We start from the raw sequence: 24,857 nt of genomic DNA on the forward strand, positions 1-24,857 counted from the left end.
CGTTCACAGCTTTTTTCTATACTGTTTACAACGAAACAAAGTAAGAAAGAAAGCGAGGCAATCAGCATGTACGAGTCGAATGATACCTACAGCAATTTCAATAATTTTCCCTATGACAGCAGCGCGAAGCAGAGCGCAGATCCTTATAACACGGTTTCGGATGAGACTTATTACAGCGCGGGCAGCGGCACGGGAGCGCCCGAGAAACCGAAAAAGGGCAGCGGTCTCGCAAAGAAGCTCGGCACGGCGGCGGCCTGTGCGCTGGTTTTCGGCGCGGTTGCGGGTGTCACAATGGGTACGGTGAGCCGCGCGGTCATGCCGAAGAATGCCGTGGCTAAGGCGGAGAGCAGCGTTGCGGCCGAGATGGTTCCGAGTGTGACCAAGACAGCGACCGAAAGCGAGAGTGCTCCGAGCGGTACGAGCACGGAGGGCAGCAGCCTGGATGTCTCCGCCATCGTCGAAAAGGCCATGCCCTCGGTCGTGGCCATCGATGTGAAGGGGGAGCAGAAGGTCAGCGATATCTTTGGGCGCACGGCCTCCTATGAGACCTCGGGCGCGGGCTCGGGCATTCTCATCGGTGAGAACGAAGAGGAGTATCTGATTGTCACGAACAACCACGTGATCGAGAATACGACGAGCGTCAAGGTGCAGTTCATCGACGGCAAGAGTGTGGATGCGGAGATGAAGGGGACCGATGCCGGCAAGGACGTTGCGGTGATTGCGGTCAAAAAGTCGGATGTGCCGGAGGAGACCAAGTCGAAGATTGCGATTGCCGAAATCGGCAGTTCGGATGATTTGAAGGTCGGACAGGGCGTTGTGGCCATCGGCAATGCGCTCGGCTACGGCCAGTCGGTCACCGTCGGCTATGTCAGCGCCAAGGGGCGCAGCATCACCGCGCGGGACGGTTCGACCGGTGAGAGCACGACGGTTGAGAATCTCCTGCAGACCGATGCCGCGATCAATCCCGGCAACTCGGGCGGCGCGCTCCTCAATATGCAGGGGCAGGTCATCGGTATCAACGAGTCGAAGAGCGTGGACACGAAGGTCGAGGGCATGGGCTATGCAATCCCGATTTCCAGCGTGACCGAGCTCATCAATACCCTCTCCCTGCAGAAGACAAGGGGCACGGTCGCGGAGGCGAATCGCGGCTACATCGGTTTCCAGGGCCAGAACGTGGACAATGAGGCCGCGCAGAAGTTTAACATGCCGGTCGGCATCTTTGTCTACAAGATACTGGACGGCGGTGCCGCGGCGGAGTCCGAGCTGCAGGAGAACGATATCATTACCAAGTTCGAGGGACAGAGCGTCTCCTCGATCGAGGAACTCAAGGATAAGTTAACCCGCTACGAGCAGGGCGAGACAGTGACTTTGACGGTCAAGCGCCCGGGCAACAAGGGCTACGAAGAGAAGGAAATCAGTATCACACTGAAGGGCCAGAGCAGTTTGAAGCGCACAAACACAGAGAGCAAGGAAGAGAGTCAGGATAAGGAGGCGGAATCACAGGAAAGCTTACCGAAGGGCATCATTCCCGAGAACGGGGATGAGAGTGAGGAAGGCAGTTTATTCCCCTTCTTCCGCTAAGAGAAAGCGAAGTGCGCCGGAGCAAGGGAAAGCGCTCCTTGGCAGCGGAGAGAAGCAGTACAGCGTTACGAGCAAAGAGCAAGACCCCGGGTCTTCCGCCTTTTCGGGAAGAACCGGGGTCTTGTTGTTTTTGTTGTGTGGCGCGCAATGCGGCGGTTTAGGAGATGCGAGTGCCCGCCTTGCCGCGGAGTGCCTGTCGCGCCTTTGCGAGGCTCGTGATGATCGCGGCGCGGTTCTTGCCCGCGCTCACAAAATCGACCGCTGCCTTGACCTTCGGGAGCATGCTCTTAAATTCAAACTGACCGGCTTCCATGTAGGCCTTGGCATCCGCAATGCTCATCTCGGAGATGGCTTCTTCGGCCGGGGTGCCGAAGTTCAGGGTCACATTGTCGACGGCGGTTAAGATGAGGAGCACATCCGCATCCACTTCCCGCGCGAGGAGGCCGGAAGTCAGATCCTTCTCGATGACGGCACTGGCACCGCGGAGCACCGTGCCCTGCTCAAGCACCGGGACACCGCCGCCGCCGCAGCAGATGACCACCTGGTCCGCGTCGAGGAGCGCCTTGATCGCATCGATTTCAACGATGGCGACCGGATTCGGCGCGGGGACAATGCGCTGATAGCCCTTGCCGGGAACTTCGACTGTGTGGTTGCCCTTTGCTTCCTCGGTCTCGGCCTCTTCCTTCGTCATGAAGCGGCCTATGGTTTTCAGGGGCTGATAGAAGGCCTCGTCATAGGGATCCACCGTAACCTCGGTCATGATGGTCGAGACACACTTATAAATGCCGCGGGACAGAAGTTCCGAGCGGAGTCCGTTCTGCAGGTCGTAGCCGATGTAACCCTGGCTCATGGCCGAGCAGACCGAGAGCGGCGAAGGGGTGTAGCCCTCGTGGCGCGCCGCAAACTCGGAGAGAGCGCCGTGAATCATGCCGACCTGAGGCGCGTTGGAGTGGGTCACGGCGACCTGCCAGCCCTCCTCGACAAAATCTGCGATGATAGGCGCTGTCTTCGCGACGGCCGCTTTTTGCTCCGGCAGATTGGTGCCGAGATCCTTGTGGCCGAGTGAGAGCACCAGACGCTTTTTAGACATGAGAGACCTCCTAATTCAGCTGATATGCGTGAAAAATCATGATAAAATTATAAATTCAGAGGAACAAAAAAGCAACCGCAGGGAGGGAGGCGGAACGGATGGAAGGCAAAAAGAGACGTATTTTGATGGTGAACCTGCCCTATTCGGGGCACACAAACCCCTCGCTCGGCCTGGTGCGCTGCCTCGTCGAGGCGGGACATGAGGTGGACTATGTGCAGGCGGAGTCTTTTCGCGCACAGGTGGAGGCGAGCGGCGCGCGCTTTGTCCCCTACGATGCGCCGCCGAACAGCTTCGTTCCTGCGCTGAACGAAGTGCTGAACTGGGGGGCGGCTTACCGCACCGTGCGGCGTATCGGCGCGAACTACGACTGCCTGATCTATGAACTCCTCTTTTTCCCGGGGAAGGCGCTCGCGGCGGAACTCGGCATCCCCTCGTATCGGCTGATTTCCACCTTTGCGCTGAACCGGAACTTACTCCGCGTGCTCGGAAAAACCGGCGGCCCTTATTTGACGGCGCTGTTTCGCTCGGAGCGGCTTTGCACGGCACTGAGCAGCCTCTTTCTCCCGAAGTTTTCGCTACGGGAGAAGAACCTCGCGGAAGCCTTGGTGAGTGAAGCACCGCCGCACAATTTTATCTACACCCTGCGGGAGTTTCAGCCGGAGGAAGCGTGTTTTCCGGAGTCAAACTATCACTTTGTGGGACCCGCGGTCGATGACAGAGGGGAAGCGCCGTTTTCCTTCGGAGAGAGCGGAAATCCCCTTGTCTATATTTCCTTCGGAACCCTGATGCATGCGGACAAGCGCTTCTTTGAGAAGCTGATTGCGGTCTTCGCCGGGAAACGGGTTGAAGTGATATGCGCGGTGGGCAGCGAAAAGCTGGTGCGCGCCCTCGGGGACTTGCCGCAAAACGTGCGGGTTTACGCGCGGGTGCCGCAGCTCACAGTACTGCGCCGCGCCTCTCTTTTCGTGACCCACGGCGGGATGAACAGCGTGAATGAGGCGCTCTACTACGGGGTCCCGATGATTGTAATTCCCTTCGGTCTGGACCAGCCGCTCGTCGGGCGGGAGCTTCAAAGACATAAGCTCGGGCGGGTCATAGAGCCGCGGGAACTCAAAGCCGCACGGCTTTGGCGCACGGTCAAGGACTTACTGAGGGACCCCGAAGCTAGGAAAGCGCGGACTGAAATGAAGCGAAAAGCGCAGGCGAGCGGCGGAAACCGAGAGGCGGCAAAACGTATTTTGGAAGATTTGGCGGCTCGGGAGCGGAAGGGAAGAACGGAATGAGCGGAATGTCGGCAATCGGTAAGCGGAGCGGCATCGCGGATTTACTTGCGGTCTTTTTCCTGCCGCTCGCCGCGAATCTCTCGGCCTCGCTGCTGCTGAAACTTGTGCCGGGCGCGGAGACAGCGCTTCGCTTTAATGCGCTCTGTCAGGGCTGTCTCCTCCTCTTTTCGTTTGTTCGGTACCGGCAGGGCGGTAGCGACGGTCCGCGGGAAAAAAGGCGCTTTCCGCTCTTTGAGTTTGCGGGGACACTCTTCCTCTACCTGTTGCTTATCTTTCTGCTCTTCCGAAGCGGCTATGCGGCTTCGGACCGCAACTATCAGACCGCGCTCCGAAGCCTCGGCGGAGACGGCGAACGGGCCGCGCTGATTTTCTATGCGCTCTGCGGCGCGGCCGCCGAGGAACTCTTGTTCCGCGGTATTTTGGAGCGCGGCCTCGCGGTCTTTTTGAAGCGGAGGTGGCTTACTGCCTGTATCGCAGCGCTTCTCTTCGCGCTCTACCACGGCAACCTCACCCAGGGGCTCCTTGCGTTTCCGTTGGGCCTTGCCTTTTCCCGGCTGAAAGCGCGCGGCAGCTTACGGGCCGCGCTTGCGGCGCACCTCAGCATCAATCTCCTGGCCCTTATTGTCTAGACTGGAAAAATAAGCGGAAAGCGGGTAAAATGAAACAATGCGTTCGTTGCAATCCAAATCAAAGGAGGAAAGCATGAAGCTATTGAGTATTGCGGTGCCCTGTTACAACAGCGCCGCTTATATGGACCGCTGCATCCGCTCTCTCTTGCACGGCGGCGACGAGGTCGAAATTTTAATCGTCGACGACGGCTCGCAGAAGGACAACACCGGAGAAATCGCGGACCGCTACGAGCGGGAGTATCCGAATATCTGCCGCGCCCTGCACCAGGTGAACGGCGGACACGGCGCTGCGGTCATGACCGGTCTCAAAAATGCGAGCGGCGTCTTTTTTAAGGTGGTCGATTCCGATGACTGGGTCGATCCCGAGAGCTACGACAAGATTCTTTCGACCCTCCGCGACTTTACGGCAAAGAACACGCAGCTGGATCTTCTGATCAGCAACTTTGTCTACGAGAAGGAGGGCGCCGCGCATAAGCGCGTCATGAACTACAGAAAGGTGCTGCCGCAGGAGAAGTTAATCGGCTGGGACGAGATCGGGCACTTCCTGCCGGGCCAGTACATTCTCATGCACTCCGTCATCTACCGCACGGCCCTGCTCCGCGACTGCGGGCTCTCGCTGCCGGCACACACCTTCTATGTGGACAATATCTTTGTCTACCAGCCGCTGCCGAGCGTGAAGACCCTCTACTACCTCGATGTAAACTTCTACCGTTACTACATCGGCAGAGAGGATCAGTCGGTCAACGAGCAGGTCATGATAGGGCGCATCGATCAGCAGCTCCGCGTGACGAGGCTTATGCTCGAGAGCTACGACCCCTACAAGATTCCGGCGAAGAAGCTAAGACGCTATATGATACTCTATCTTGAGATCATGATGACCATATGCTCGATTCTCGCGATCAAGTCGGAGCTCCCCGAGAACCTCGAGAAGAAGAAGGAGATTTGGAAGTTCTTAAAGGAACTGAATCCGCGTCTCTACTTCCGTATCCGCTTCGGCTTCCTCGGACAGAGCATGAATCTTCCGGGCAAGGGCGGCAGAAAAATCAGCATTGCGGGCTATAAAATCGCACAGAAGTTCTACGGCTTTAACTAAACGAAAAGACCGGATTCCGCGGGGAATCCGGTCTTTTTGTGAGCTTATTTTCTGTTTTTTTCGCTGAAGGCTTGATACGCGCGCGTCGCCTTTTTCTTTCGGCGGAAGAAGCCGTCCGCGCCGGCGGGGACGAGAGCGGGCATCTCGCTCTGCTCATAAATGACGGCGTAGACAAAGTAGCCGAGTAAAAGAGCCCCGAGGACATCGAGCACCGAGTGCTGTTTTAAGAAAACGGTCGAGAGGCAGATGGAAACCATGAGCAGCAGGGAGAGCCCCTGCACCAAGGGATGGCGGCGCAGCGTCTTGCTTCGCGCGACCGCCGCGTGGACCGCGAGCGCGTTGAAGACGTGAATGCTCGGGAACACATTGGTGGGGGTATCGGTGCGCTGTATCATCCAAACCAGGTGTTCAAAAAAGCCGTTTGCGGGATTCGCCGCGATGCGGAGGTCGGTGCCGTTCGGAAAGAGCGTACAGATTAAGAGCGAGCTCGTCATGCCGAGCGCCAAAAAGAGGCAGAGGTCCGCGGCCTCATCCTTATCCGCCCGGCTGAAATAGACCAGCGCGGCGAAGATGTAGAGAAACCAGAGCAGGTAGGGGACAATGAACACCGGCAGGAAGGGAATCCACTCGTCGACCTTGGTGTGCATGATGAGGTAATCCCCGGACACCGTCTGCTCCAGGTGGCGGAACCAGAAAATGTAGAAGACGGTGTAGAGACAGATGACGGTGAAGAGATGTTCTCTCGCAAGGATATGGGCGGGAGAGTAATTCGTTTTGTTCTGATCCAAAGCGATCTCCTGTATACATGTATTTGCATTGCGATAGCTTTTATTTTAGCATGGCTCGCGCAAACAAAGAAGTGACAAAGTGTACAGGATTTTTCGGGGGACACAAAAAAGCGCCCCGCAGGGGGCGCTTTTATCGTAGCGGAAGGGAGATTCGAACTCTCGACACCACGGGTATGAACCGTGTGCTCTAGCCAACTGAGCTATTCCGCCGCATGTCTTTAGGACTTTGTTAGTATACGGGAAGATGCGTGGCCTGTCAACCGATATTTTAATACTTTTTTCGGAAACGGGACGCGCGGGAAGCCCGCCTTTTCGGCAGGGTGCATTTTGTGCTATACTCAAACGGTACGTATGGATTTGGCAAGGATGTATGGTGCCGCGAGAGCCGGTTACGGCAGAGAGCGAGGGCATTTCGATGCTGATCTTTTTGGTGAATCCGAATGCGGGCGGTGCGCGTGGCTACCGCGTCTTTAAGAAATTGGAGCGACGGCTGCTCCGCACGAAGACGGCCTATCAGGTCTATGTGACGGGCGGCCCCGGGGAGGCGAGACAGCTTGCGGCGCGGCTCAGCGCCGAGTATGAAGGAGAGAGCCTCACGCTGGTCGCGGTGGGCGGCGACGGCATGCTAAACGAGGTGCTGAACGGCGCCCGACTCTCGGAGCGGCTTCGCTTCGGTTTTATTCCGGTGGGGCGCGATTCGGATTTTGCGCGCGGGCTTAGGCTTCCGCGGACGCCGCTCGGCTGTCTGAAGCGCATACTCGCGCCCCGCGAAGAGCGGGAGCTGGATTACGGGGTCGCGGAATTCGGGGGCGATGAGCCCTCGCATCACCGCTTTCTGGTGAGTTGCGGCATGGGTTTCGATGCGGAGTGGCTCGCAAAACTCTATGAGCTGGAGCAAAGAAACGGAAGGCGTTCGCGCCTCATCCGGGGAGGCTTACGACTTCTGGTCGGCTTCCGCGCCCTGTTACGCGCACACTGTACGCGGGGCTACTTTGAGACGGACAGCGGACAGCGGGTCGAATTCGGGCATCTCTTTTTGCTCAGCGCTCAACTCTATGCCACCGAAGCCGGTGGCATACGCCTCGTAAACAAGGTGCCGCCGACGGACGGGCTTCTGACGGTCGCGGTGCTGAATACGCGCAGTCGCCTGCAGCAGGCAAGACTGTTGCTATTGCCGCGGCGCAAAGCGCCGGAGTCCTATGCGGGGGTCCGCGTGTACCGTTGCCGGGAGTTTCGTCTCTTTCTCGATGAGGCGTTGCCGCTGCATGCGGACGGCGAGGGACTGGGCGGCAGAAGGGAACTCACGCTGCGCTGTGTCAGACGGCGTTTACGCTTTCTCTGTTGAGAGATGGAGGAGAAAAAATGAGAATCGGACAGGGTTACGATGTACACCGCCTGGTTGCGGAGCGCCCCCTCATCCTCGGGGGCATTGAAATTCCCTATGAGAAGGGGCTGCTCGGGCACAGCGATGCGGATGTACTCCTGCATGCGATTTCCGACGCGCTGCTCGGTGCGGCGGCGCTCGGCGATATCGGCGCGCATTTCCCGGACAGCGATCCGGCTTACCGGGGCGCGGACAGCGCGGAACTTCTTCGCGCGGTCGGGAACTTGATTCGCGCGGCAGGCTATGAGATCGGAAACATTGACAGCACGGTGGTCTGCCAGGCGCCGAAGCTCGCGCCGCACATTGCTTCGATGCGGGCGCGGATTGCGGAGGTGCTTGCGCTCCCGACAGAAGCGGTGAGCGTCAAGGCGAGCACCGAGGAACATATGGGCTTTACAGGGAGAGGAGAGGGCATTGCGGCACATGCCGTCTGCTTTTTAACGGAGAGAACGAGATGAAAATTTACGATACCATGACACGTTTCAAAGAAGAATTTAAGACCATCGAGCCGGGCAAGGTCAGGATGTATGTCTGCGGTCCGACGGTATACAATCTGATCCACATTGGCAACGCGCGCCCCATGATCTTTTTCGACACGGTGCGGCGCTATCTCGAGTACAGGGGCTACGAAGTGAACTTTGTCTCGAACTTCACCGACGTGGATGACAAGATCATCAAGGCGGCGGTCGAAGAGGGCGTGGACGCCTCCGTGATCTCCGAGCGCTACATTGCGGAGTGCAAGAAGGACATGGCCGGCATGAATGTGCGCCCGGCGAGCTACCATCCCCGCGCGACCGAGGAAATCGACGGGATGATCGCGATGATTCAGGATTTGATCGACAACGGTCACGCCTATGTCGCGGAGGACGGCACGGTCTACTACCGCGTGAGCAGCTTCCCGGACTACGGTAAGCTCTCCCACAAGAATGTCGAAGAGAATCAGGCGGGCTTAAGAACCCTCAAGGTGCGCGGCGAGGAGGCAAAGGAAGATCCGAACGACTTTGTGCTCTGGAAGCCGAAGAAGGAAGGTGAGCCGTACTGGGAGTCGCCCTGGTGCGAGGGGCGTCCGGGCTGGCACATTGAGTGCTCGGTCATGAGTAAGAAGTACCTCGGCGAGTCGATCGACATCCACGGCGGCGGCGAGGACTTAGTGTTCCCGCACCACGAGAATGAGATTGCGCAGTCCGAGGCGGTGAGCGGCAAGCAGTTTGTGCGCTACTGGATGCACAATGCTTTCCTGAACATCGACAACATCAAAATGTCCAAGTCGCTCGGAAACTTCAAAACCGTGCGACAGATCAGCGAGGAGTACGATCTCCAGGTGCTCCGCTTCTTCATGCTCTCGGCGCACTACAGAAGTCCGCTGAACTTCTCGCGGGAGATGATGGACGGCGCGAAGGCGAGCCTGGACCGCATTCTGACCGCGATGGATCATCTTCGCGATTGCCTCGCCGGGGCTACGGAGAGAGAGCTCACGGACACGGAGACATCGGAGCTCGCGGCCTTCGATGCGCTGCGGGAAAAATTTGAGGCGGCCATGGATGACGACTTCAACACGGCCGATGCGATCAGCGCGGTCTTCGAGATGGTAAAGCGCGCCAACATCACGGTCACGAAGGAGAGCGCGGCCGCTTACATCCGTAGCGTAAAGGAGCTTTTGGAAAAGCTGCTCGAGGTGCTCGGCATTCACGCAGAGCGAAAGGAAGAGAGTCTGGATGCCCGCGTCGAGGCCTTGATCGAGGAGCGTCAGACCGCGCGCAAGGAGAAGAACTACGCGCGGGCGGATGAGATTCGCGCGGAACTCACGGCGATGGGCATACTCCTCGAGGACACCAAAGAGGGCGTCAAGTGGAAGAGAGCGTAAAGCAGGCAGCGCAGTTTTCGCCGCTGGTGCTCGCCTACCTCGGCGATGCGGTCTATGAGCTCTATATTCGAGAGCGCATTGTCGCGGGGGGAAATCAGCCGGTGAACCGCATGCACGGCAAGGCGGTGCACTTTGTGAAGGCGGAGACCCAGGCAAAGCTTCTGCGCTATCTGGAAGCAGAGCTCACGGAGGCGGAGAGCGGCATTGTGCGCCGCGGGCGCAATGCCCACGCGAACACGATGGCAAAAAATGCGAGCATGATAGACTACCGCCGCGCAACCGCGTTTGAGGCGCTGGTCGGCTATTGGAAGCTCAGCGGGCAGGAGGAGCGCTTCCGGGCGCTGCTGAATCAGGCGCTCGCGGCGCTCGAGGAAGAGGAGAGACAGGCGCATGAACGAAAACGCAATTGAGGGGCGCAATGCCGTTTTGGAGGCATTTCGCGCGGGAAAGACGGTTGACAAGCTTTACGTGCAGGAGGGCTTAAAGGACGGCCCGATTTTGAGCATCGTGCGGGAGGCAAAGAAGCAGGGCAGTCGCATTCTCTATTCGGACAAAGAGAGTTTGAATCGCATGAGCGAAGACGGGAAGCACCAGGGCGTCATCGCGATGGTTGCGAGCTATGCCTATGCGGAGCTCGGCGATATTCTCGCAAGCGCGCGGGAAAAGGGCGAAGATCCCTTCCTGATTCTGCTCGACGGCATCGAGGACCCCTATAATCTCGGTGCGATTATCCGCACCGCGAATCAGGTCGGCGCACACGGCGTTGTCATCAACAAGAACCGTGCGGTCGGGCTCACAGCGAGTGTCGCGAGAACCTCCGCGGGGGCGTTGAATTATACGCCGGTCGCAAAGGTCACGAACATGGCGAGAACCATAGAGGAACTGAAAAAAGAGGGTCTCTGGTTTGCCGCTGCGGATATGGACGGCGAGGAGATGTATCGCATCAACCTGAAGGGGCCGCTGGGCCTTGTGATCGGCAACGAGGGCAAGGGCGTCTCGGAGCTTGTCCGGAAAAAATGTGATTTTACGGCGCGCATCCCCATGCTGGGACAGATCGATTCGCTGAACGCGAGTGTCGCAGCCGGTGTGCTCGCCTATGAGGTACTGCGGCAGCGCCGCAGCTCGTAAAGGAGAAAAGTATGGAGTTTGAGCGAAAGGATCAGCGCGCCGCGCAGGAGGCTTGGGCGGCCTCGGAACGGCAGCGGAGCGCTGCGAGACAGGGACTCATCGAGGCGCTGGTCGGGATGATACGGACGGGCGGAACCGGAAGTTTTAATATGATCAGCGACAAGGACCGTGTCTTTTTCGAGGGTCTTACGCTGAGTGCTTCGCCGGATGCGGCGGAGGAAGAACTCCGCTCGGAGACCGAAAAGGTAAAGCTTATGCGGAAGCGTCTGCAGGCGCCGAAGTGCAACGACTGCGAGGGCGCGCCGGACCTCACCGGAAACTTTGACATGGCTTCCTGGGCTCGGGATGAGAGAGAGGTGCGCGCGTTAAAGTACATGATACTCTCGACCCTGCAGGAACTTGCGGGGCCGGTGCGGCGCGCGCTTATGAGAGAGGTTACGGATGCTGCGGTCAATGAGATTTTTTACCGCACGCTCTTTACGCTCGGCGAGGATTTTGCGGAGGAGGATCTGCTCCAGATTGCCTACGGATTGGATTTCCTTCGGACACAGGTGGAGACTTACGGCGCGGAGCGCTGAGCCGAAACGAAGACAGTAAGGAGGTTTATGAGTCAGGGGCATTCAAGGGTCAATCATGCGCTGCACCGTGTGCAGGGACGTTTTTTCCAGGCGGCAATGTGGGCGGAGGTCATCATAGCACTCTTTATTTTCGCGGCGATTGCGATTCAGGTTTGGCATTTGCCCTCACATTTGAACGCCAGTTCCCACACGCAGTTTACGGAGTTCATACAGGTGGTGCTGGATATTTTGATGTGCCTCGAGCTCATCATGATGCTCTGTCGCCATGACTTGGATTCCATCATTGAGGTCATGATTTTTGCCGTAACCAAGAACTTACTCGTGGTGCATGAGAGCAATTTGCACGTGCTGCTCGGCGTGGTTGCGCTTGCGCTGCTCTTCGGCATACGGAAGTACCTCTTCCTAAGCTCTGCGGAGTTGGAAGAGCACAAGCATCACCTCGACTTTATCCAGCAGGACAGAGACGACTGAGGCAAGCTGTGATAGCGATACAGAGAGAAAACCCCGGGGACCAAACGGTCCCCGGGGTTTTTTGGCTTTCACCCATGTTCGGTTCCGGAAAGTTTCAGAGGGCGGCGGTAGATGCGGCTGTCTCTTCGCTCTGCGCGCGCGGCGTTTTCCGCTTAGCTTTCTTTTTTTCCGGGAGTTTATCCCAGTGCAGGCTGGTTTTCCGGAAGAGCGGTTCCAGCACGTAGAGGATGCAGGGCAGCATGAAGGCGACAATAAAGGCGGAAATCAAAGCGCCTCGCGCGAGCAGCATGCAGACCTCTTTGATGAGATACATTTTGGAGACAATCGCGACACCGACGGTCGCCGCAAACATGCCGAGCGAACTCGTGATAATCGAGGCATCGCTCGTGGCTCCCGCGAGAACGGCGGCCTCCTCGCGATCCTTGCCGTTTCGTATTTCCTCTTGGAAGCGGGAACTCACGAGTATCGCGTAGTCGACGGTCGCGCCGAGCTGAATCGCACCAATCAGAATCGGCGCAATGAAGGAGATGCTGTCGCCCATCCAGTAGACCAGTCCCTGGTTAATGTAGATCGCCAGCTCAATCGTTAAGATCAGCGCGGCAGGGACCGTCGGGGAGCGGAACACAAACATGACGATCACAAAGATGGAAAGGACGGAGAGAGCATTCGTTGTGAGATTGTCCCGCGTGAATACCTCGCGCAGGTCTTCGGTCATGGCCGCCTCCCCGGTCAGGTAGGCATTCGGATCATAGCGGTATACAATTTCCTGCACCTTTGTAAGCTGCGCTTTGGTTTCATCGGTCGCGGGCTCGAGCTCGGAGGTCATCATGAGGAGCTGGCGGTCGTCGGAGCGGAATATTTTTCGTATCTTTTCCGGCAGGAAGAATTCCGGGATGCCGCTGCCGATCAAACTGTTGTAGGAGATCACGTGGCTGATGCCGGGCACCTCCTTGAGTTCCGCCTCCATTTCTCCCAGTTTTCCGTTGTCGAGCGACTTGTCGAGAATCACGACATGCTCGGTTGCGGTTTTGAACTCCTCTTTTAATTTCTCGTTAGAGCGGAGCGAGGGGAGGTCAGAGGGCAGGGAGCGGGAAATCTGATAGTAGATGTCGGTGTTTTTCTGCGAGTAGTAAGCGGGCACCAGCGCGAAGAGGAAAAGGATGATTAAGAGTCGGCGGTGCTTTAAGAGAGAGCGGTTAAAGTTTGTGAAGTCCGGGAACAGCGACTTATGCTTGTACTTCTCGATCGCCTCGTCAAAGACCAGAATGAGGCAGGGGAGAATCAGGATGACGCAGGCAATGCCGATTACGACGCCTTTTGCCATGACTATGCCCATGTCGCGGCCCATGGTAAAGCGCATCGCGCAGAGGGCCAGGAAACCCGCAATGGTTGTGAGCGAGCTGCCGGAAAGAGAGACAAAGGCCGAAGAGATCGCATTTGCCATGGCCTCTTGCTTGTTCGACTGCTTCTGTTTTTCCTCTTCATAGCGGTGGAAGAGGAAAATCGAATAGTCGACGGTCACGCCGAGCTGGAGTATGGCGGCAATCGCCTTGGTGATATAAGAAATCTCTCCGAGGAAGATATTGCTGCCCATATTGTAGAGCACGGCCATGCCGATGTTTGCGAGGAGCAGGAAGGGCATGACATAGGATTCGAAGCTTAAGAGCAGCACCGTGAGCATTAAAATCACGGTGATCACGGTGTAAATCGGGAGCTCGGAAATCACAAGTTCCTTGATGTCCTGCACCATGGCGGACATGCCGGCGACAAAGCACTTTTCGTTGGTGAGAGCCCGGATTTGCACAATGGCGTCCATGGTTTCATCCGCGGAGAGCGCCGTGTCGAACTGGACAATCATGAGGGTTGCCTTGCCCGCATAGAAGTTGTCGCGGAGTTTGGCGGGGAGCATATCGGTCGGAATCTGAATGCCGAGGGTATCGGAAATCCAGAAGGCATTGCTGACATGCGGCACCTTTTGAATGCTCTCTAAGAGCTCATCCGTATAGGCGGGCGGCATGCCCTCGACTACTACCATGGAGGTTGCCGCCGCTTGGAAGGGGTCCTCGAGCAGCTGTTCGCCCTGTACCGAGCGGACGTCCTTCGGGAGATAGGAGAGCACGTCGTAGTTCGTGCGGGTGCCGATGTAGCCGAGCAGGGCCGGAATCAGCAGCAGGATTGCGACAAAGAGTACGAAACGGGGTTTTTCGGTAATGCGTTTTGCCAATTTATGTATCATGATGACTCCTTTTGCCTCAGTGGTGCGTCCAAGCGGTCAGGAAAGACCAGATATCCGAGAACATTTTTCCGATGCGCGCCATGAGGCCGGGTTTCTTCTCGTTTTGTGCCCCCTTCACCTGCGTTTTCGGCTCCGTTTTTTTAATTTCCGCGCTCCGCAGCATGACGGAGACCGAGCTCACATTGTCGTTTTCGGCCGCGGTCAGGGACTCGGGAGCGGCATTGACATCGAGGGAGAAGAGGCGGGTCTTTTCGCCCGTGTTTTCATCCCACTTGTTCTCAACCAAGGAACGTATGCTCTCGCTTGCCTGATGCAGGGCATCCGTGCTGTCGAGCGCGGAGGCACTCTGACGGAGTATCGAGGCGGTCGCGCCGAGGGAGAGGTCCGCATTGCCGTGAAAGGCAGCGCTGTTGCTCTGTAAGATGTCGCGGGTTGTGCGGAGCAGCGCCGTAAGGCTCGCGCTGCCGTCTCTCAGATGCTCACTCAGGGCAGCGGCATCGCGCAAGCTGTCCTGCAGTTCCGGGAGATAAGAATCCGTGGTCTCGTAGAGGCGATTGAGGGCTGAAATGCTCTGCTGCAGGTCACCCGAGAGCGCTCCGGCATCCGCTGCCGCGCGCGTACCGGTCGAAGCGCTGCCGTAGAGAGCGTCGTAGAGCGAGGAGAGGCGAAGTACATCCAGGTCATCGCCGAGGGCGTCCAGCTTGCCGTAGATACCGTTTGCCTGTGCCGCGGCCGCCTGAACCTCGTCTCTCCGATTCCAGAGTGTAAGGGCGTAGGCAATCTGTTCGTCCGAGTAGCCGAGGGAGGCAAGCTTTCGGCTCGCAAAATCCTGGAAGCTGCCCTGCGGGTACTGCGGGGCAGCGCTGATTTCGGCATCGGAGCGGTAATCAATGCCGCTCGCATCCGAGTCGGTCGCAAGGCGGCCGCTGACCCGAACGCGATTCGCGCCGGTGCTGCCGGCATCGACGGGCTGTAAGCCGTGGGCCTGCATGTACTGTGCATAGGCCTGATAGAGGGCGCCCATTTGTTTGAGGGTTCCGTTTACGCTTTGGTCTGCGGCCTGCTTGCCGTTTGCGCTGAGCTCACGTATGGCCTTTACATCCGACCGAATCGCACGGCCGTCGCGCTCCAAGTCGTCGCTCGCATCCTGAAGGCTGTACATATTGTCTTTCAGGGAATTGAGAGTGCTTTCGCTCTCCTTTAAATGTTGCTTCAGGGAGAGGAGACTCTCATTCAGACCGCTTAGGTTCTGCTCCAATTCGTCGATGGTCCGCTCGGAGGCGTTCAGATGGCCGCCGACCGGTGCGAGATCCGCCGTGAGTGCATCCATATTGCCGAGAAAGGCGTCCAGGTTGCCGTAGAACTCGCTCTCGCGGCTCTGTATGTTTTTTTGCACGCGGTTTAAGCCGTCGAGGCCGTCCGCTGCCTGTCCCAGTTTCCCCTGCATGCCCTGCATGGAATCATAGAGTTGATCGCCGGCCGCGGTCAGCTGCTTCCAGGAGTCCTCAATGTCCCGCTTGCTGTCCTGTAAGTCCTTTAAGTCGGTAAGGCGCCCCGCAGCATTGATCGGGCCGAGGAGAAAGGTGAAACCGTTAAAGCTGAAGTCCTCGCTGCCCACGGAGAGCACATATTCCTTCTCCTCGCCGGGGAGCCAGAAGAAAACCGCGGTCTTTAAGTTGCCGACGGTCTGAATCTGGGCGTCCGGTGCCGAGAGGGAGAGGATGTCGTTTTGGTTAAAGACAGCCGCGGCGGTCAGGAACCAATTGTTTTTTTGGTACTCGCTGCTCGCGGGATTCGGAACGGCGCGGATGTGAATTTTGACCACACCCTTTTCGCCGGCGAGTTGTTCCGCCTCAACCGGGACCCCGTTCAGACGATACTGAATCGAGAGAACGAAGGGCAGGGTTTCAAAAGGCGCGCGGGTCTTTCCTTCGAAATAGAAGTGCGAGGGTGCGTTTTCGCCGAGCGAAAAGCGAACTTTGCCCTCGGAAATCTCCGGCTTGATGCCGTTCGTCAGGTTTTCGACGCTGTCGTAAGAGCCGTAGTCCACGACTTCGTTTGCGCCGTTCAGCGCATAGCTCTTTACGACTGCGGCGTCGGTCGGGTTTCCGTAGCTGTCGAGGCTCACATAGTAGGCCTCGTCGACCGTGGGGCGCACGCCGCTCGTCACTTCGGCGACTGCGACAAAGGGGGACTCGAGCGCCAGGATTGCGCCGAGGGCGAGTGCCGGCAGTCTTTTGCCGACAGGGTTCTTTTTGAAACGCTTCATTTCTGTGTGCATGATACTTGACTCCTTTGCTGCGATTATGCTTCGGCTTTCTGCGCCGATAATTGATATTGGAATGATAATAGACAAGTGTCTAATAAAAGAACTTTGAACATTATAATTCGAATCAGAAGGCTTGACAAGGGGGAAGAAGTAAAAAATCGGAAAGCATGCGTCAAATGCGCCGCCGGGTGCATCTGTCCGATCACGAATCCGGACTGAAGCGCTGTGTTTCGCTTCCCGCGCGGTATGCTCTGCAAAAAAAAAAATAAGAAGGGGGGAGAACATGGTATCGAAGTCTACCGCCGAAAGCGTCCTTGGGACCGCAGGCAGGAAATAACGGCGATATCAATACCGGAGATGCCCGGAGGTGCTTTGCGATGCAGAGCGTGCTTGCCGTTGTATGCAAGCGGGATTGCGACGGCTGCATCCACACGGCTTTACGGCTTTGCGTTCGGCGGTTTGGCGCGCAAACGGTGTAAAAACCGGCAAAATGGACGGGAGAACGCGCAAACGGAGCGGTATTTCCGAGGCTTTGTCGGCTTGTATGTGGCAAGAGGCCTGTGCTATGATAAAAAGGCTGCTTAGACAGAGAAAGGTGTTTATCAAAGTCAATGAATATTATTGTGGTCGGTAACGGAAAAATAGGAGAGCTCTTGGTACAGCAACTTTCGAAAGAAGGGCACGATGTGGTCGTTGTGGACAGCAATGCGGCGCGCATCCGTTCGCTGGAGGAAAAGCTGGACGTCTCGACGGTGGTCGGAAACGGCGCTTCGATTGAGATTTTGCGAGAGGCGGGAGCTGAGAACTGTGACATCCTGATTGCGGTGAGCAACAGCGATGAGGTGAACCTTCTGACGGCCCTGGTCGCAAAGAAGCTCGGTTGCGAGTACACGGTGGCGCGCGTTCGCAGTCCCGAGTACGACCGGGAGATGAACCTCTTAAAGACGAGCTTCGGCATTAACCTTTCGGTGAACCCCGAGAAGACCTGCGCGAAGGAGATTTTCCGCCTGCTGCAGTTCCCGAGTTTCTTAACGCGAAACTCCTTTGCGGGCGGTCGCGCGGAGATGGTGGAGCTCATAGTCCCCGAGGAGGGGAAACTCACGGACCGCAAGCTCATGGAACTTGCGCCCCTATTGGACAAGAAAGCGCTGATTTGTACGATTGAGCGGGACGGCGAGGTACTGGTTCCCTCGGGATCCACCGAGCTTCGGGCGGGCGATAAGCTTGCGGTGGCGGCGGCAACCGCAGACCTGCCCTTCCTGCTGCGCCGCTTCGGCATTCCGACCCTGGATGTGAAGCAGGTGATGATAGTCGGCGGAAGCGCAACGGCGCGCTATCTCGCGACCGATTTAATCAACGCGGGGCTCTCGGTTACCATCGTTGAGTCGGACCGCGAGAAGTGCAAGGCGCTCGAGGATCTCCTGCCGAAGGCAAGCATCATCCACGGAGACGGTTCCCTGCAGCACTTACTTGCGGAAGAGGGCATCGCGAATATGGACGCCGTGGTACCGCTGACCGGCATCGATGAGGAAAATATCCTGATTTCGCTCTACGCGCATTCGGTCGGCACGAAGAAGACCATCACGAAGGTGAATCGCACCGAGTATCTGAATCTCTTCGGCCAGGAACATCTGGGGGCCGTTGTGAGCCCGAAGTCCCTGACCGCGAACGAGATTACGCGCTACACGCGCGCGGCGAGTCAGTCGCGCGAGGGCTCGGTGGAGACGCTCCACACCATAGGCGGCGGTGCGATCGAGGCCCTCGGCTTTACGGTTCCAGAGGAGGCGAGCTTTGTCAATAAGCCCATTATGGAGCTGCCCTTAAAGCCTTCGACCCTGATTGCGAGCATTGTCAGAAACCAGAGGGTCATTATCCCCGGCGGACAGGATTGCCTGATGCGCGGTGACTCTATCGTGGTCATTGCGAGTGCGGATCGCATGATTTCGAACTTCGCGGATATCTTCCGGGAGCGCGGAGGAGAGGCATGAACTACCGTTTGATCGGAAAATACATGGGGCATATCCTCCTCGTGGAGGGAATCTTTCTGCTGCCGGCGATTGCCGTCGCGGCGGCCTATCGCGAGCCGCAGAGCGCGCGTGCCATTGCGATTGCGGCGCTACTCACGCTGCTGCCCGGTGTTCTGCTCTCCTGTATCCGGAGCCACCGTTCGATTTCGATGAGCGAGGGCTTTGTGGTCTGTGCGCTCGGCTGGATTGTGCTCTCGCTCTTCGGTGCCCTTCCCTTTTACATCAGCAGAGAGATTCCGCGCTACATCGACTGCTGGTTTGAGACCGTGTCCGGCTTTACGACCACGGGGTCCAGCATACTCACCGAGGTAGAGGGCATGTCGCACGGCCTTCTCTACTGGAGAAGCTTTACCCACTGGATCGGCGGCATGGGCGTGCTGGTCTTTCTGCTCGCGATTTTGCCGCTCGCCAAGGGGGACGGCGAGCCCTTCAACTTAATGAAGGCAGAGAGCCCGGGCCCCTCGGTCGGTAAACTGGTGCCGAAGATTTCGACGACGGCAAAAATTACTTATATTATCTACTTTGTGATGACCGTCGTCATGATCGCCGTGCTGCTCTTTGAGGGCATGCCGCTCTTTGATGCCGTGCTCAATTCCTTCGGTACGGCGGGCACCGGAGGCTTTGCAATCAAGAACAACTCGATTGCGGCCTATCCGAGCCAGGTGGTACAGATGACGATTGCGGTCTTCATGGCGCTCTTCGGCGTCAACTTCTCGGTCTATTATCTGATGCTCAGCAAGAAGTGGAAGGATGCCTTGATGAACGAGGAGTTCCGCTGGTACTGGGGTATCATGCTCGGCGCTTCCTTGCTCATTGCGGGCAATGTGTTCCTGAAGAGCTTTTACCCCGCGGATTTCGGCCAGGCCTTCCGCGACAGCTTCTTCTCGGTCTCCTCGGTCATGACGACGACGGGCTTTTGCACGGCGGACTTTGACAAGTGGCCGGAGTTTTCGCGCTACATGCTGCTCCTTGTCATGTGTATCGGTGCATCGGCGGGGTCGACCGGCGGCGGCATGAAGGTGTCCCGCGTGCTGCTCTTATTCAAGCATTTGCGGACGCAGATGTGTCAGATGATACACCCGCGCCGTGTGCGTTCGGTGCGCATGGACAAGCGCCGGGTCGAGAACTCGGTGATGTTCGGCACCACGGCTTATCTCGCGGCGTATCTCATCATCATGACGCTGTCCCTGCTCATCGTCTCGCTGGACGGCAAGGGCTTTGAGACCACCTTTTCGGCGGTGGTTTGTACCTTTAACAACATAGGACCGGGTCTCGGCATGGTCGGACCGACCGGAAACTTCAGTGCCTTCTCGGATCTCTCGAAGTTTGTGCTCTCGGTCGATATGCTCTTCGGTCGACTGGAGATCTTCCCGCTGCTCTTCCTCATCTCGCCGGAAGTCTGGACGCGGAAGCAGTTAAAGACGCGCGTGGTCCCGAGCTGAGAAGAGGCTTGAGAGCGCGGGGGAAATATGTTATACAAGTAAGATACAAAAAGAAGTTCAGGGAGGATGGTATGAAAAAGACGGCAAAGGCGCTCTGCGCATTGGTTTCCGCGGCACTCTTGCTTGCAGGTTGCGGCGGTGGCGCAAAGACGGAGACAAAGGATTCCGCTAAGGCGGAGAGCACGACGACGGCGGACGGCTCCTCGCAGACCGTGGTTCCGAAGGAGCAGCTGAAGGTCGGTGTGCTGCTGATCGGCGACGAGAACGAGGGCTACAGCGCGAGCCATATCAACGGTCTCAAGGAGGCTGCGAAGACGCTGGGAATCAGCGAGGATCAGCTGATTTTTAAGACCAATATCCGCGAGGATGAGTCTTCGCTCGACGCGACCGAGGACCTCGCGAACCAGGGCTGCCAGCTGATTTTCGGCACGAGCTTCGGTTACGAGAGCTACATGCTGGAGGTCGCAAAGGACCACCCGGAGATTACCTTCTGTCATGCGAGCGGAAATCAGGCTGCGGGCGCGGGCCTCGCGAACTTCCACAACTACTTCGACGATATCTATGAGGCGCGCTATGTGAGCGGTGTCGCTGCGGGCTTAAAGCTGAAGCAGATGATAGACGAGGGCAAGATTAAGCCGGATCAGGCGAGACTCGGCTATGTCGGCGCTTATCCCTACGCGGAGGTGATTTCCGGTTACACGGCCTTCTACCTCGGCGCAAAGTCCGTGGTCCCGGAGACCACGATGAAGGTTCTCTACACGAACAGCTGGGGCGACCCGGCGGTCGAGGCGGAGACCGCAAAGCAGCTCATTTCCGACGGCTGCGTGCTTTTAAGCCAGCACGCGGACACGACCGGCGCACCGACGGCGGCAGAGGAGGAGAAGGTTCCCTGCGTCGGCTATAACATCGATATGACGGGCGTCGCACCGGATTCCGCAATCACCTCCCCGACCAACAACTGGGGTGTCTACTACACCTACGCGATGGAGAGTGTGCTCTCCGGCGAGCCGATTGCGACGGATTGGTCCGAGGGCTTTGCCCAGGATGCGGTGCGTCTCACGAAGCTCGGCACGGCCGCGGCACCCGGCACCGAGGAGAAGTTAAAGGAAGTGGAGCAGCAGATTAAGGACGGCAGCCTGCATGTCTTTGACACGAAGAACTTCACCGTGGACGGCAAGGAAGTCACGAGCTATGCGCCGAACGGTCAGGAGCTCATTTCGGACGGCTATTTCCACGAGTCGGAGTACCGCTCCTCCCCGAGCTTTGACTTGATTGTCGACGGCATCGAGGCGACTGCGAACTAATTCAGGAAGACCCACAAAAAGCCCCCTGCGACGGCAGGAGGCTTTTTGATTCAAAGCTGACAGCGGCTTAAGGAGGAAACCGTGGCAGAACAGGCAATACGCTTTTGCGACATCAGCAAACACTTCGGCGAGGTCAAGGCGAGCGACCACGTGAGTTTCTCGCTGAAGAAGGGGGAGATACTGGCCCTTCTCGGAGAGAACGGAAGCGGCAAGACGACGCTCATGAACATGCTCTCCGGCATTTACTTTCCGGACAGCGGTCACATCGAGGTGAACGGAGCGCCGGTCAGCATACGCTCGCCGAAGGACGCTTTTAAACTCGGCATCGGCATGATACACCAGCACTTTAAGCTGATTCCGGTCTTCACGGCGGCGGAAAATATCATACTCGGCGAACAGGGCGGCAAATACGATTTAAAAGCTGCGGAGCGAAAGCTCTCGGAACTCGCGGATCGCTACGGCTTCCGCCTGAATCCGAAACAGAAGGTCTACGAGCTCTCGGTCTCCGAAAAGCAGACCGTTGAGATTATGAAGGTGCTCTACCGCGGCGCGGACATTTTGATTCTGGACGAGCCGACGGCCGTGCTCACGCCGCAGGAGACCGAGCGCCTCTTTGCCATACTCCGGAAGATGCGGGAAGACGGGAAGTCCATCCTGATCATCACGCACAAGTTAAACGAGGTGCTCGCAATCTCGGACCGCGTCGCGGTGCTGCGGAAGGGGCGGTACATCGGCGAGGTCGAGACCGCCAAGGCCGATGCCTCCCTGCTCACAGAGATGATGGTCGGCGAAAAGGTGAGGCTCGGCATAGACCGCGCGGAGCCGGGAAACGGACCGAGACGCCTCCGTCTCGAGAAGGTGTCCTGTGTCAACGCGGAGGGCGTGAGCGTGCTCTCGGATTTAAGCCTAAGCCTGCAGGGCGGCGAGATACTCGGCATTGCCGGCATCGCCGGAAACGGGCAGAGGGAGCTCCTAGAGGCCATAGCCGGTCTGGTGCCCTATACCGGTGAAATCTGGTACGGCGAGGACAACGGGGAAGAGAAGAATCTGCGCGGCATGAGCCCGGCGGAAATCGAGGCCCTCGGCGTGCGCCTCGCCTTTGTCCCCGAAGACAGACTGGGCATGGGCCTGGTGGGCAGCATGGACTTGACGGACAATGTGATGCTCCGCTCCTATCGGAACGGCAGCGGCTTTGTGACCGATCGGAAGAAGCCGCGGGAACAGGCCGAGCAGATTGTGGAAGAGCTTTCGGTCGCGACTCCGGGCACCGCAACGCCCATTGCCAGACTCTCGGGCGGCAATGTGCAAAAGGTGCTGGTGGGGCGTGAGATACTCGGAAGCCCCAAGGTTGTGATGGCAGCCTACCCGGTGCGCGGTCTCGACATTCACTCGGCGTATATGATATATCAGCTCCTGAACGAGCAGAAGAAGAGCGGCAGCGCCGTGATTTGTGTCGGCGAGGATCTGGACGTGCTCCTTGAGCTCTGCGACCGCATCCTTGTATTACAGGGCGGGAAGAGCGCCGGCATTTTGGATGCGCGGAACGCGAGCAAGGAAGAACTGGGAAGAAGAATGATGGGCGGAAAGGAAGTTGAGGCATGAGTCAGGGAAGAGAACCGCTGTTTCAAATGCATAAGCGCGGCTACATTTCGTTCGGAAAGCTCGCGCTGATTCACCTCATCGCACTATTGCTGGCGCTCGTGACCTGCGCGGCTGTCATTGTGCTGGTGACGGGGGTCAATCCGCTCGGCGTCTATGAGGCGCTGGTCTCCGGCGCGGTCGGAAACCCGCGGCGGCTCTGGGTCACGATACGCGAGAGCGGCGTGCTGCTCTTAATTGCGGTGGGCCTCACCCCGGCGTTTCGCATGCGCTTCTGGAACATCGGCGCGGAGGGGCAGATACTGGTCGGCGGCATTGCGAGCGCGGGGCTCATGATACTGCTCGGCGGCAAGATTCCGAATGCGCTGCTCCTTGCGCTCATGATTGCGGGCAGTATGCTCTTCGGCATGATATGGGGGCTGGTTCCCGCTTATTTTAAGGCGCGGTACCACACGAACGAGACCCTGTTCACGCTCATGATGAACTATGTCGCGCTGCAGCTGGTCACCTTTTCGATTTGCTTCTGGGAGAACCCGAAGGGCTCGAACAGCATAGGCACCATCAACCAGGCGACGCGCGCGGGCTGGTTTCCGCGCATCGGCGGCACGGGCTTTGCGGGCAGCCAGTATGTCTTCGGCCTCTTTATCATCCTCCTTGTGACCCTCTTTATGCACCTTTATTTGCAGCGCACCAAGCAGGGCTTTGAGATTTCGGTGGTCGGCGCGAGCCAAAATACGGCGCGCTACGCGGGCATCTCGGTGCAGCGCGTCATGCTGCGCACCATGGCCATTTCCGGCGCAATCTGCGGCCTTGCGGGCGCGGTGATTGTGGGCGGGGCGGGACACACGCTCTCGGTCAGTACGGCGAACGGGCGCGGTTTCACGGCCATCCTGGTCGCCTGGATGGCGAACTTTAACCCGCTCTTCATGGCGTTGATTGCGGTGCTCCTCTGCTTCATGCAGCAGGGCTCCATCCAGATTGCGACGCAGTACAAGCTGAACCAGAATTTTTCGGACATCATCACGGGCATACTGCTCTTCTTCCTGATCGGTTGCGAGTTCTTTGTCCGCTATCGCCTGAGCGTCCGCAAGAAAGGAGAGACGAGATGAATTTGCTGGCCACTTTTTTACAGCGCGCCATTTTGCAGGGCGTTCCGATACTCTACGGCGCAAGCGGTGAAATTCTGACGGAGAAGTCGGGAAATCTGAACCTGGGCATTCCGGGCATCATGTATATGGGCGGCGTCTCCGGTCTGATTGCGGCCTTCTTTTACGAGAGAGCGGCGGGAGAGCGGGCTTCCGGCCTCGTGGGTCTCTTCCTCTCGCTCGCGGCGGCCCTCCTCATTTCCATGCTTGCGGGTCTCCTCTACAGCTTCTTAACCGTCACGCTCCGCGCGAACCAGAATGTCGTGGGACTTTCGCTCACCACCTTCGGTGTGGGCTTCGGCAATTTCTTCGGCGGCTCTCTCTCGCAGCTTGCGGGCGGCGTGGGCCAGATTTCGACGAAGCTCACGGCAGCCGCTTATCGGCAGAGCCTTCCGGGGCTCTCGAAGCTTCCCTTTGTGGGCAAGGCCTTTTTCTCCTTCGGCTTTCTCACCTATTTCTCGATCATCCTGGCGCTCTGCCTCGCCTTTTTGCTGACGGGCACGCGGAAGGGACTTGAGATTCGTGCGGTCGGCGAGGATCCCGCTGCGGCGGATGCGGCCGGGGTCGATGTGAACCGTGTGAAATATGTCTCGACCGTGCTCGGCGCGGCGCTCGCAGGCCTCGGCGGCCTCTGCTTTGTCATGGAATATCTGGGCGGGACCTGGGCGAACGACGGCTTCGGTGACCGCGGCTGGCTTGCGGTCGCGCTGGTCATACTCTCGGTCTGGAATGCGAGAAAAGCGATTTGGGGTTCCTTCCTCTTCGGCGGACTCTACATTCTCTACCTCTATATTCCGGGCTTAAACCGCTCGGCGCAGGAGCTCTTTAAGATGCTCCCCTATCTCGCGACCATATTGGTGCTCATTCAGACCGGAAGAAGGAATCGCGCGGAGGATCAGCCGCCGGCAAGTCTCGGTCTCTCTTACTTCCGAGAGGAGCGTTGAGC

At 58.0% G+C, this 24,857-nt stretch carries 21 protein-coding genes and 1 tRNA gene; 17 read left to right on the top strand and 5 right to left on the bottom strand.

The window, feature by feature from the left end; all coding sequences use genetic code 11:
* Positions 1-66: 66 nt before the first annotated feature.
* Positions 67-1,581: a S1C family serine protease gene (locus QU660_RS01490; RefSeq protein ID WP_304946579.1), complete on the top strand. Its 1,515-nt coding sequence runs from the start codon at positions 67-69 to the stop codon at positions 1,579-1,581.
* A gap of 157 nt (positions 1,582-1,738) precedes the next feature.
* Here the strand turns inward: QU660_RS01490 and arcC are convergent, their stop codons facing one another.
* Positions 1,739-2,671, bottom strand: a complete 933-nt coding sequence (gene arcC / locus QU660_RS01495; RefSeq protein ID WP_304946580.1) for a carbamate kinase — start codon at positions 2,669-2,671, stop codon at positions 1,739-1,741.
* Positions 2,672-2,769: 98 nt separating this feature from the next.
* On the opposite strand from arcC, the gene QU660_RS01500 reads away from it, so the two are divergent.
* The 3 genes from QU660_RS01500 to QU660_RS01510 all read left to right on the top strand — a co-directional run bounded on the left by QU660_RS01500 (position 2,770) and on the right by QU660_RS01510 (position 5,676).
* On the top strand, positions 2,770-3,954 hold the full coding sequence (locus QU660_RS01500; protein ID WP_304946581.1) for a nucleotide disphospho-sugar-binding domain-containing protein: 1,185 nt from the start codon (positions 2,770-2,772) through the stop codon (positions 3,952-3,954).
* Positions 3,951-4,583, top strand: a complete 633-nt coding sequence (locus QU660_RS01505; RefSeq protein ID WP_304946582.1) for a CPBP family intramembrane glutamic endopeptidase — start codon at positions 3,951-3,953, stop codon at positions 4,581-4,583. The genes QU660_RS01500 and QU660_RS01505 overlap by 4 nt, the downstream gene beginning before the upstream one ends.
* Positions 4,584-4,656: 73 nt before the next feature.
* Positions 4,657-5,676 carry a glycosyltransferase family 2 protein gene (locus QU660_RS01510; RefSeq protein WP_304946583.1) on the top strand — a complete coding sequence of 340 codons (1,020 nt, stop codon included), beginning with the start codon at positions 4,657-4,659 and terminating at the stop codon, positions 5,674-5,676.
* A 44-nt stretch (positions 5,677-5,720) separates the two neighbouring features.
* Here QU660_RS01510 and QU660_RS01515 read toward each other — a convergent pair whose 3' ends face one another.
* Together QU660_RS01515 and QU660_RS01520 are read right to left on the bottom strand one after the other, a co-directional pair.
* On the bottom strand, positions 5,721-6,464 hold the full coding sequence (locus QU660_RS01515; protein ID WP_304946584.1) for a phosphatase PAP2 family protein: 744 nt from the start codon (positions 6,462-6,464) through the stop codon (positions 5,721-5,723).
* Between the two features lie 136 nt (positions 6,465-6,600).
* Positions 6,601-6,674 (bottom strand) — tRNA-Met (locus QU660_RS01520).
* A 160-nt stretch (positions 6,675-6,834) separates the two neighbouring features.
* On the opposite strand from QU660_RS01520, the gene QU660_RS01525 reads away from it, so the two are divergent.
* From QU660_RS01525 to QU660_RS01555, 7 genes are read left to right on the top strand one after another with little or no spacing between them, the layout of a single operon-like run.
* On the top strand, positions 6,835-7,809 hold the full coding sequence (locus QU660_RS01525; RefSeq protein ID WP_304946585.1) for a diacylglycerol/lipid kinase family protein: 975 nt from the start codon (positions 6,835-6,837) through the stop codon (positions 7,807-7,809).
* Between the two features lie 17 nt (positions 7,810-7,826).
* Positions 7,827-8,306, top strand: coding sequence for a 2-C-methyl-D-erythritol 2,4-cyclodiphosphate synthase (ispF, locus tag QU660_RS01530; protein ID WP_304946586.1), 480 nt, complete (start codon positions 7,827-7,829; stop codon positions 8,304-8,306).
* On the top strand, positions 8,303-9,712 hold the full coding sequence (gene cysS / locus QU660_RS01535) for a cysteine--tRNA ligase (protein WP_304946587.1): 1,410 nt from the start codon (positions 8,303-8,305) through the stop codon (positions 9,710-9,712). The genes ispF and cysS overlap by 4 nt, the downstream gene beginning before the upstream one ends.
* Entirely contained in the window at positions 9,697-10,122 is a 426-nt protein-coding gene (locus QU660_RS01540) for a Mini-ribonuclease 3 (RefSeq protein WP_304946588.1), read from the top strand. The genes cysS and QU660_RS01540 overlap by 16 nt, the downstream gene beginning before the upstream one ends.
* The gene (rlmB, locus tag QU660_RS01545; RefSeq protein WP_304946589.1) at positions 10,103-10,840 is read left to right on the top strand and encodes a 23S rRNA (guanosine(2251)-2'-O)-methyltransferase RlmB; all 738 of its coding nucleotides are present in this window, start codon (positions 10,103-10,105) and stop codon (positions 10,838-10,840) included. Before QU660_RS01540 ends, rlmB begins: the two co-directional genes overlap by 20 nt.
* A gap of 11 nt (positions 10,841-10,851) precedes the next feature.
* Positions 10,852-11,418 carry a hypothetical protein gene (locus QU660_RS01550; protein ID WP_304946590.1) on the top strand — a complete coding sequence of 189 codons (567 nt, stop codon included), beginning with the start codon at positions 10,852-10,854 and terminating at the stop codon, positions 11,416-11,418.
* A gap of 27 nt (positions 11,419-11,445) precedes the next feature.
* Positions 11,446-11,889 (top strand): hypothetical protein, encoded by a 444-nt coding sequence (locus tag QU660_RS01555; RefSeq protein WP_304946591.1) that lies wholly within the window; start codon positions 11,446-11,448, stop codon positions 11,887-11,889.
* A gap of 94 nt (positions 11,890-11,983) precedes the next feature.
* Here QU660_RS01555 and QU660_RS01560 read toward each other — a convergent pair whose 3' ends face one another.
* Positions 11,984-14,125: an efflux RND transporter permease subunit gene (locus QU660_RS01560; protein WP_304946592.1), complete on the bottom strand. Its 2,142-nt coding sequence runs from the start codon at positions 14,123-14,125 to the stop codon at positions 11,984-11,986.
* A 16-nt stretch (positions 14,126-14,141) separates the two neighbouring features.
* A complete protein-coding gene (locus tag QU660_RS01565; protein ID WP_304946593.1) occupies positions 14,142-16,394 on the bottom strand; it encodes a hypothetical protein in 2,253 nt (750 codons plus the stop codon).
* Between the two features lie 611 nt (positions 16,395-17,005).
* Here QU660_RS01565 and trkA point away from each other — a divergent pair.
* From trkA to QU660_RS01595, 6 genes are all read left to right on the top strand, one after another.
* Positions 17,006-18,382: a Trk system potassium transporter TrkA gene (gene trkA / locus QU660_RS01570; protein ID WP_304946594.1), complete on the top strand. Its 1,377-nt coding sequence runs from the start codon at positions 17,006-17,008 to the stop codon at positions 18,380-18,382.
* Positions 18,379-19,863: a TrkH family potassium uptake protein gene (locus tag QU660_RS01575; RefSeq protein ID WP_304946595.1), complete on the top strand. Its 1,485-nt coding sequence runs from the start codon at positions 18,379-18,381 to the stop codon at positions 19,861-19,863. Before trkA ends, QU660_RS01575 begins: the two co-directional genes overlap by 4 nt.
* A 71-nt stretch (positions 19,864-19,934) precedes the next feature.
* The gene (locus QU660_RS01580) at positions 19,935-21,167 is read left to right on the top strand and encodes a BMP family ABC transporter substrate-binding protein (RefSeq protein ID WP_304946596.1); all 1,233 of its coding nucleotides are present in this window, start codon (positions 19,935-19,937) and stop codon (positions 21,165-21,167) included.
* An 81-nt stretch (positions 21,168-21,248) separates the two neighbouring features.
* A complete protein-coding gene (locus tag QU660_RS01585; RefSeq protein ID WP_304946597.1) occupies positions 21,249-22,769 on the top strand; it encodes an ABC transporter ATP-binding protein in 1,521 nt (506 codons plus the stop codon).
* Positions 22,766-23,875 carry an ABC transporter permease gene (locus QU660_RS01590; RefSeq protein WP_304946598.1) on the top strand — a complete coding sequence of 370 codons (1,110 nt, stop codon included), beginning with the start codon at positions 22,766-22,768 and terminating at the stop codon, positions 23,873-23,875. Before QU660_RS01585 ends, QU660_RS01590 begins: the two co-directional genes overlap by 4 nt.
* Positions 23,872-24,855 (top strand): ABC transporter permease, encoded by a 984-nt coding sequence (locus tag QU660_RS01595; RefSeq protein ID WP_304946599.1) that lies wholly within the window; start codon positions 23,872-23,874, stop codon positions 24,853-24,855. The genes QU660_RS01590 and QU660_RS01595 overlap by 4 nt, the downstream gene beginning before the upstream one ends.
* Positions 24,856-24,857 lie beyond the last annotated feature (2 nt).

The sequence above is a fragment of the Stomatobaculum sp. F0698 genome, assembly GCF_030644385.1.
GTDB lineage: Bacteria > Bacillota > Clostridia > Lachnospirales > Lachnospiraceae > Moryella.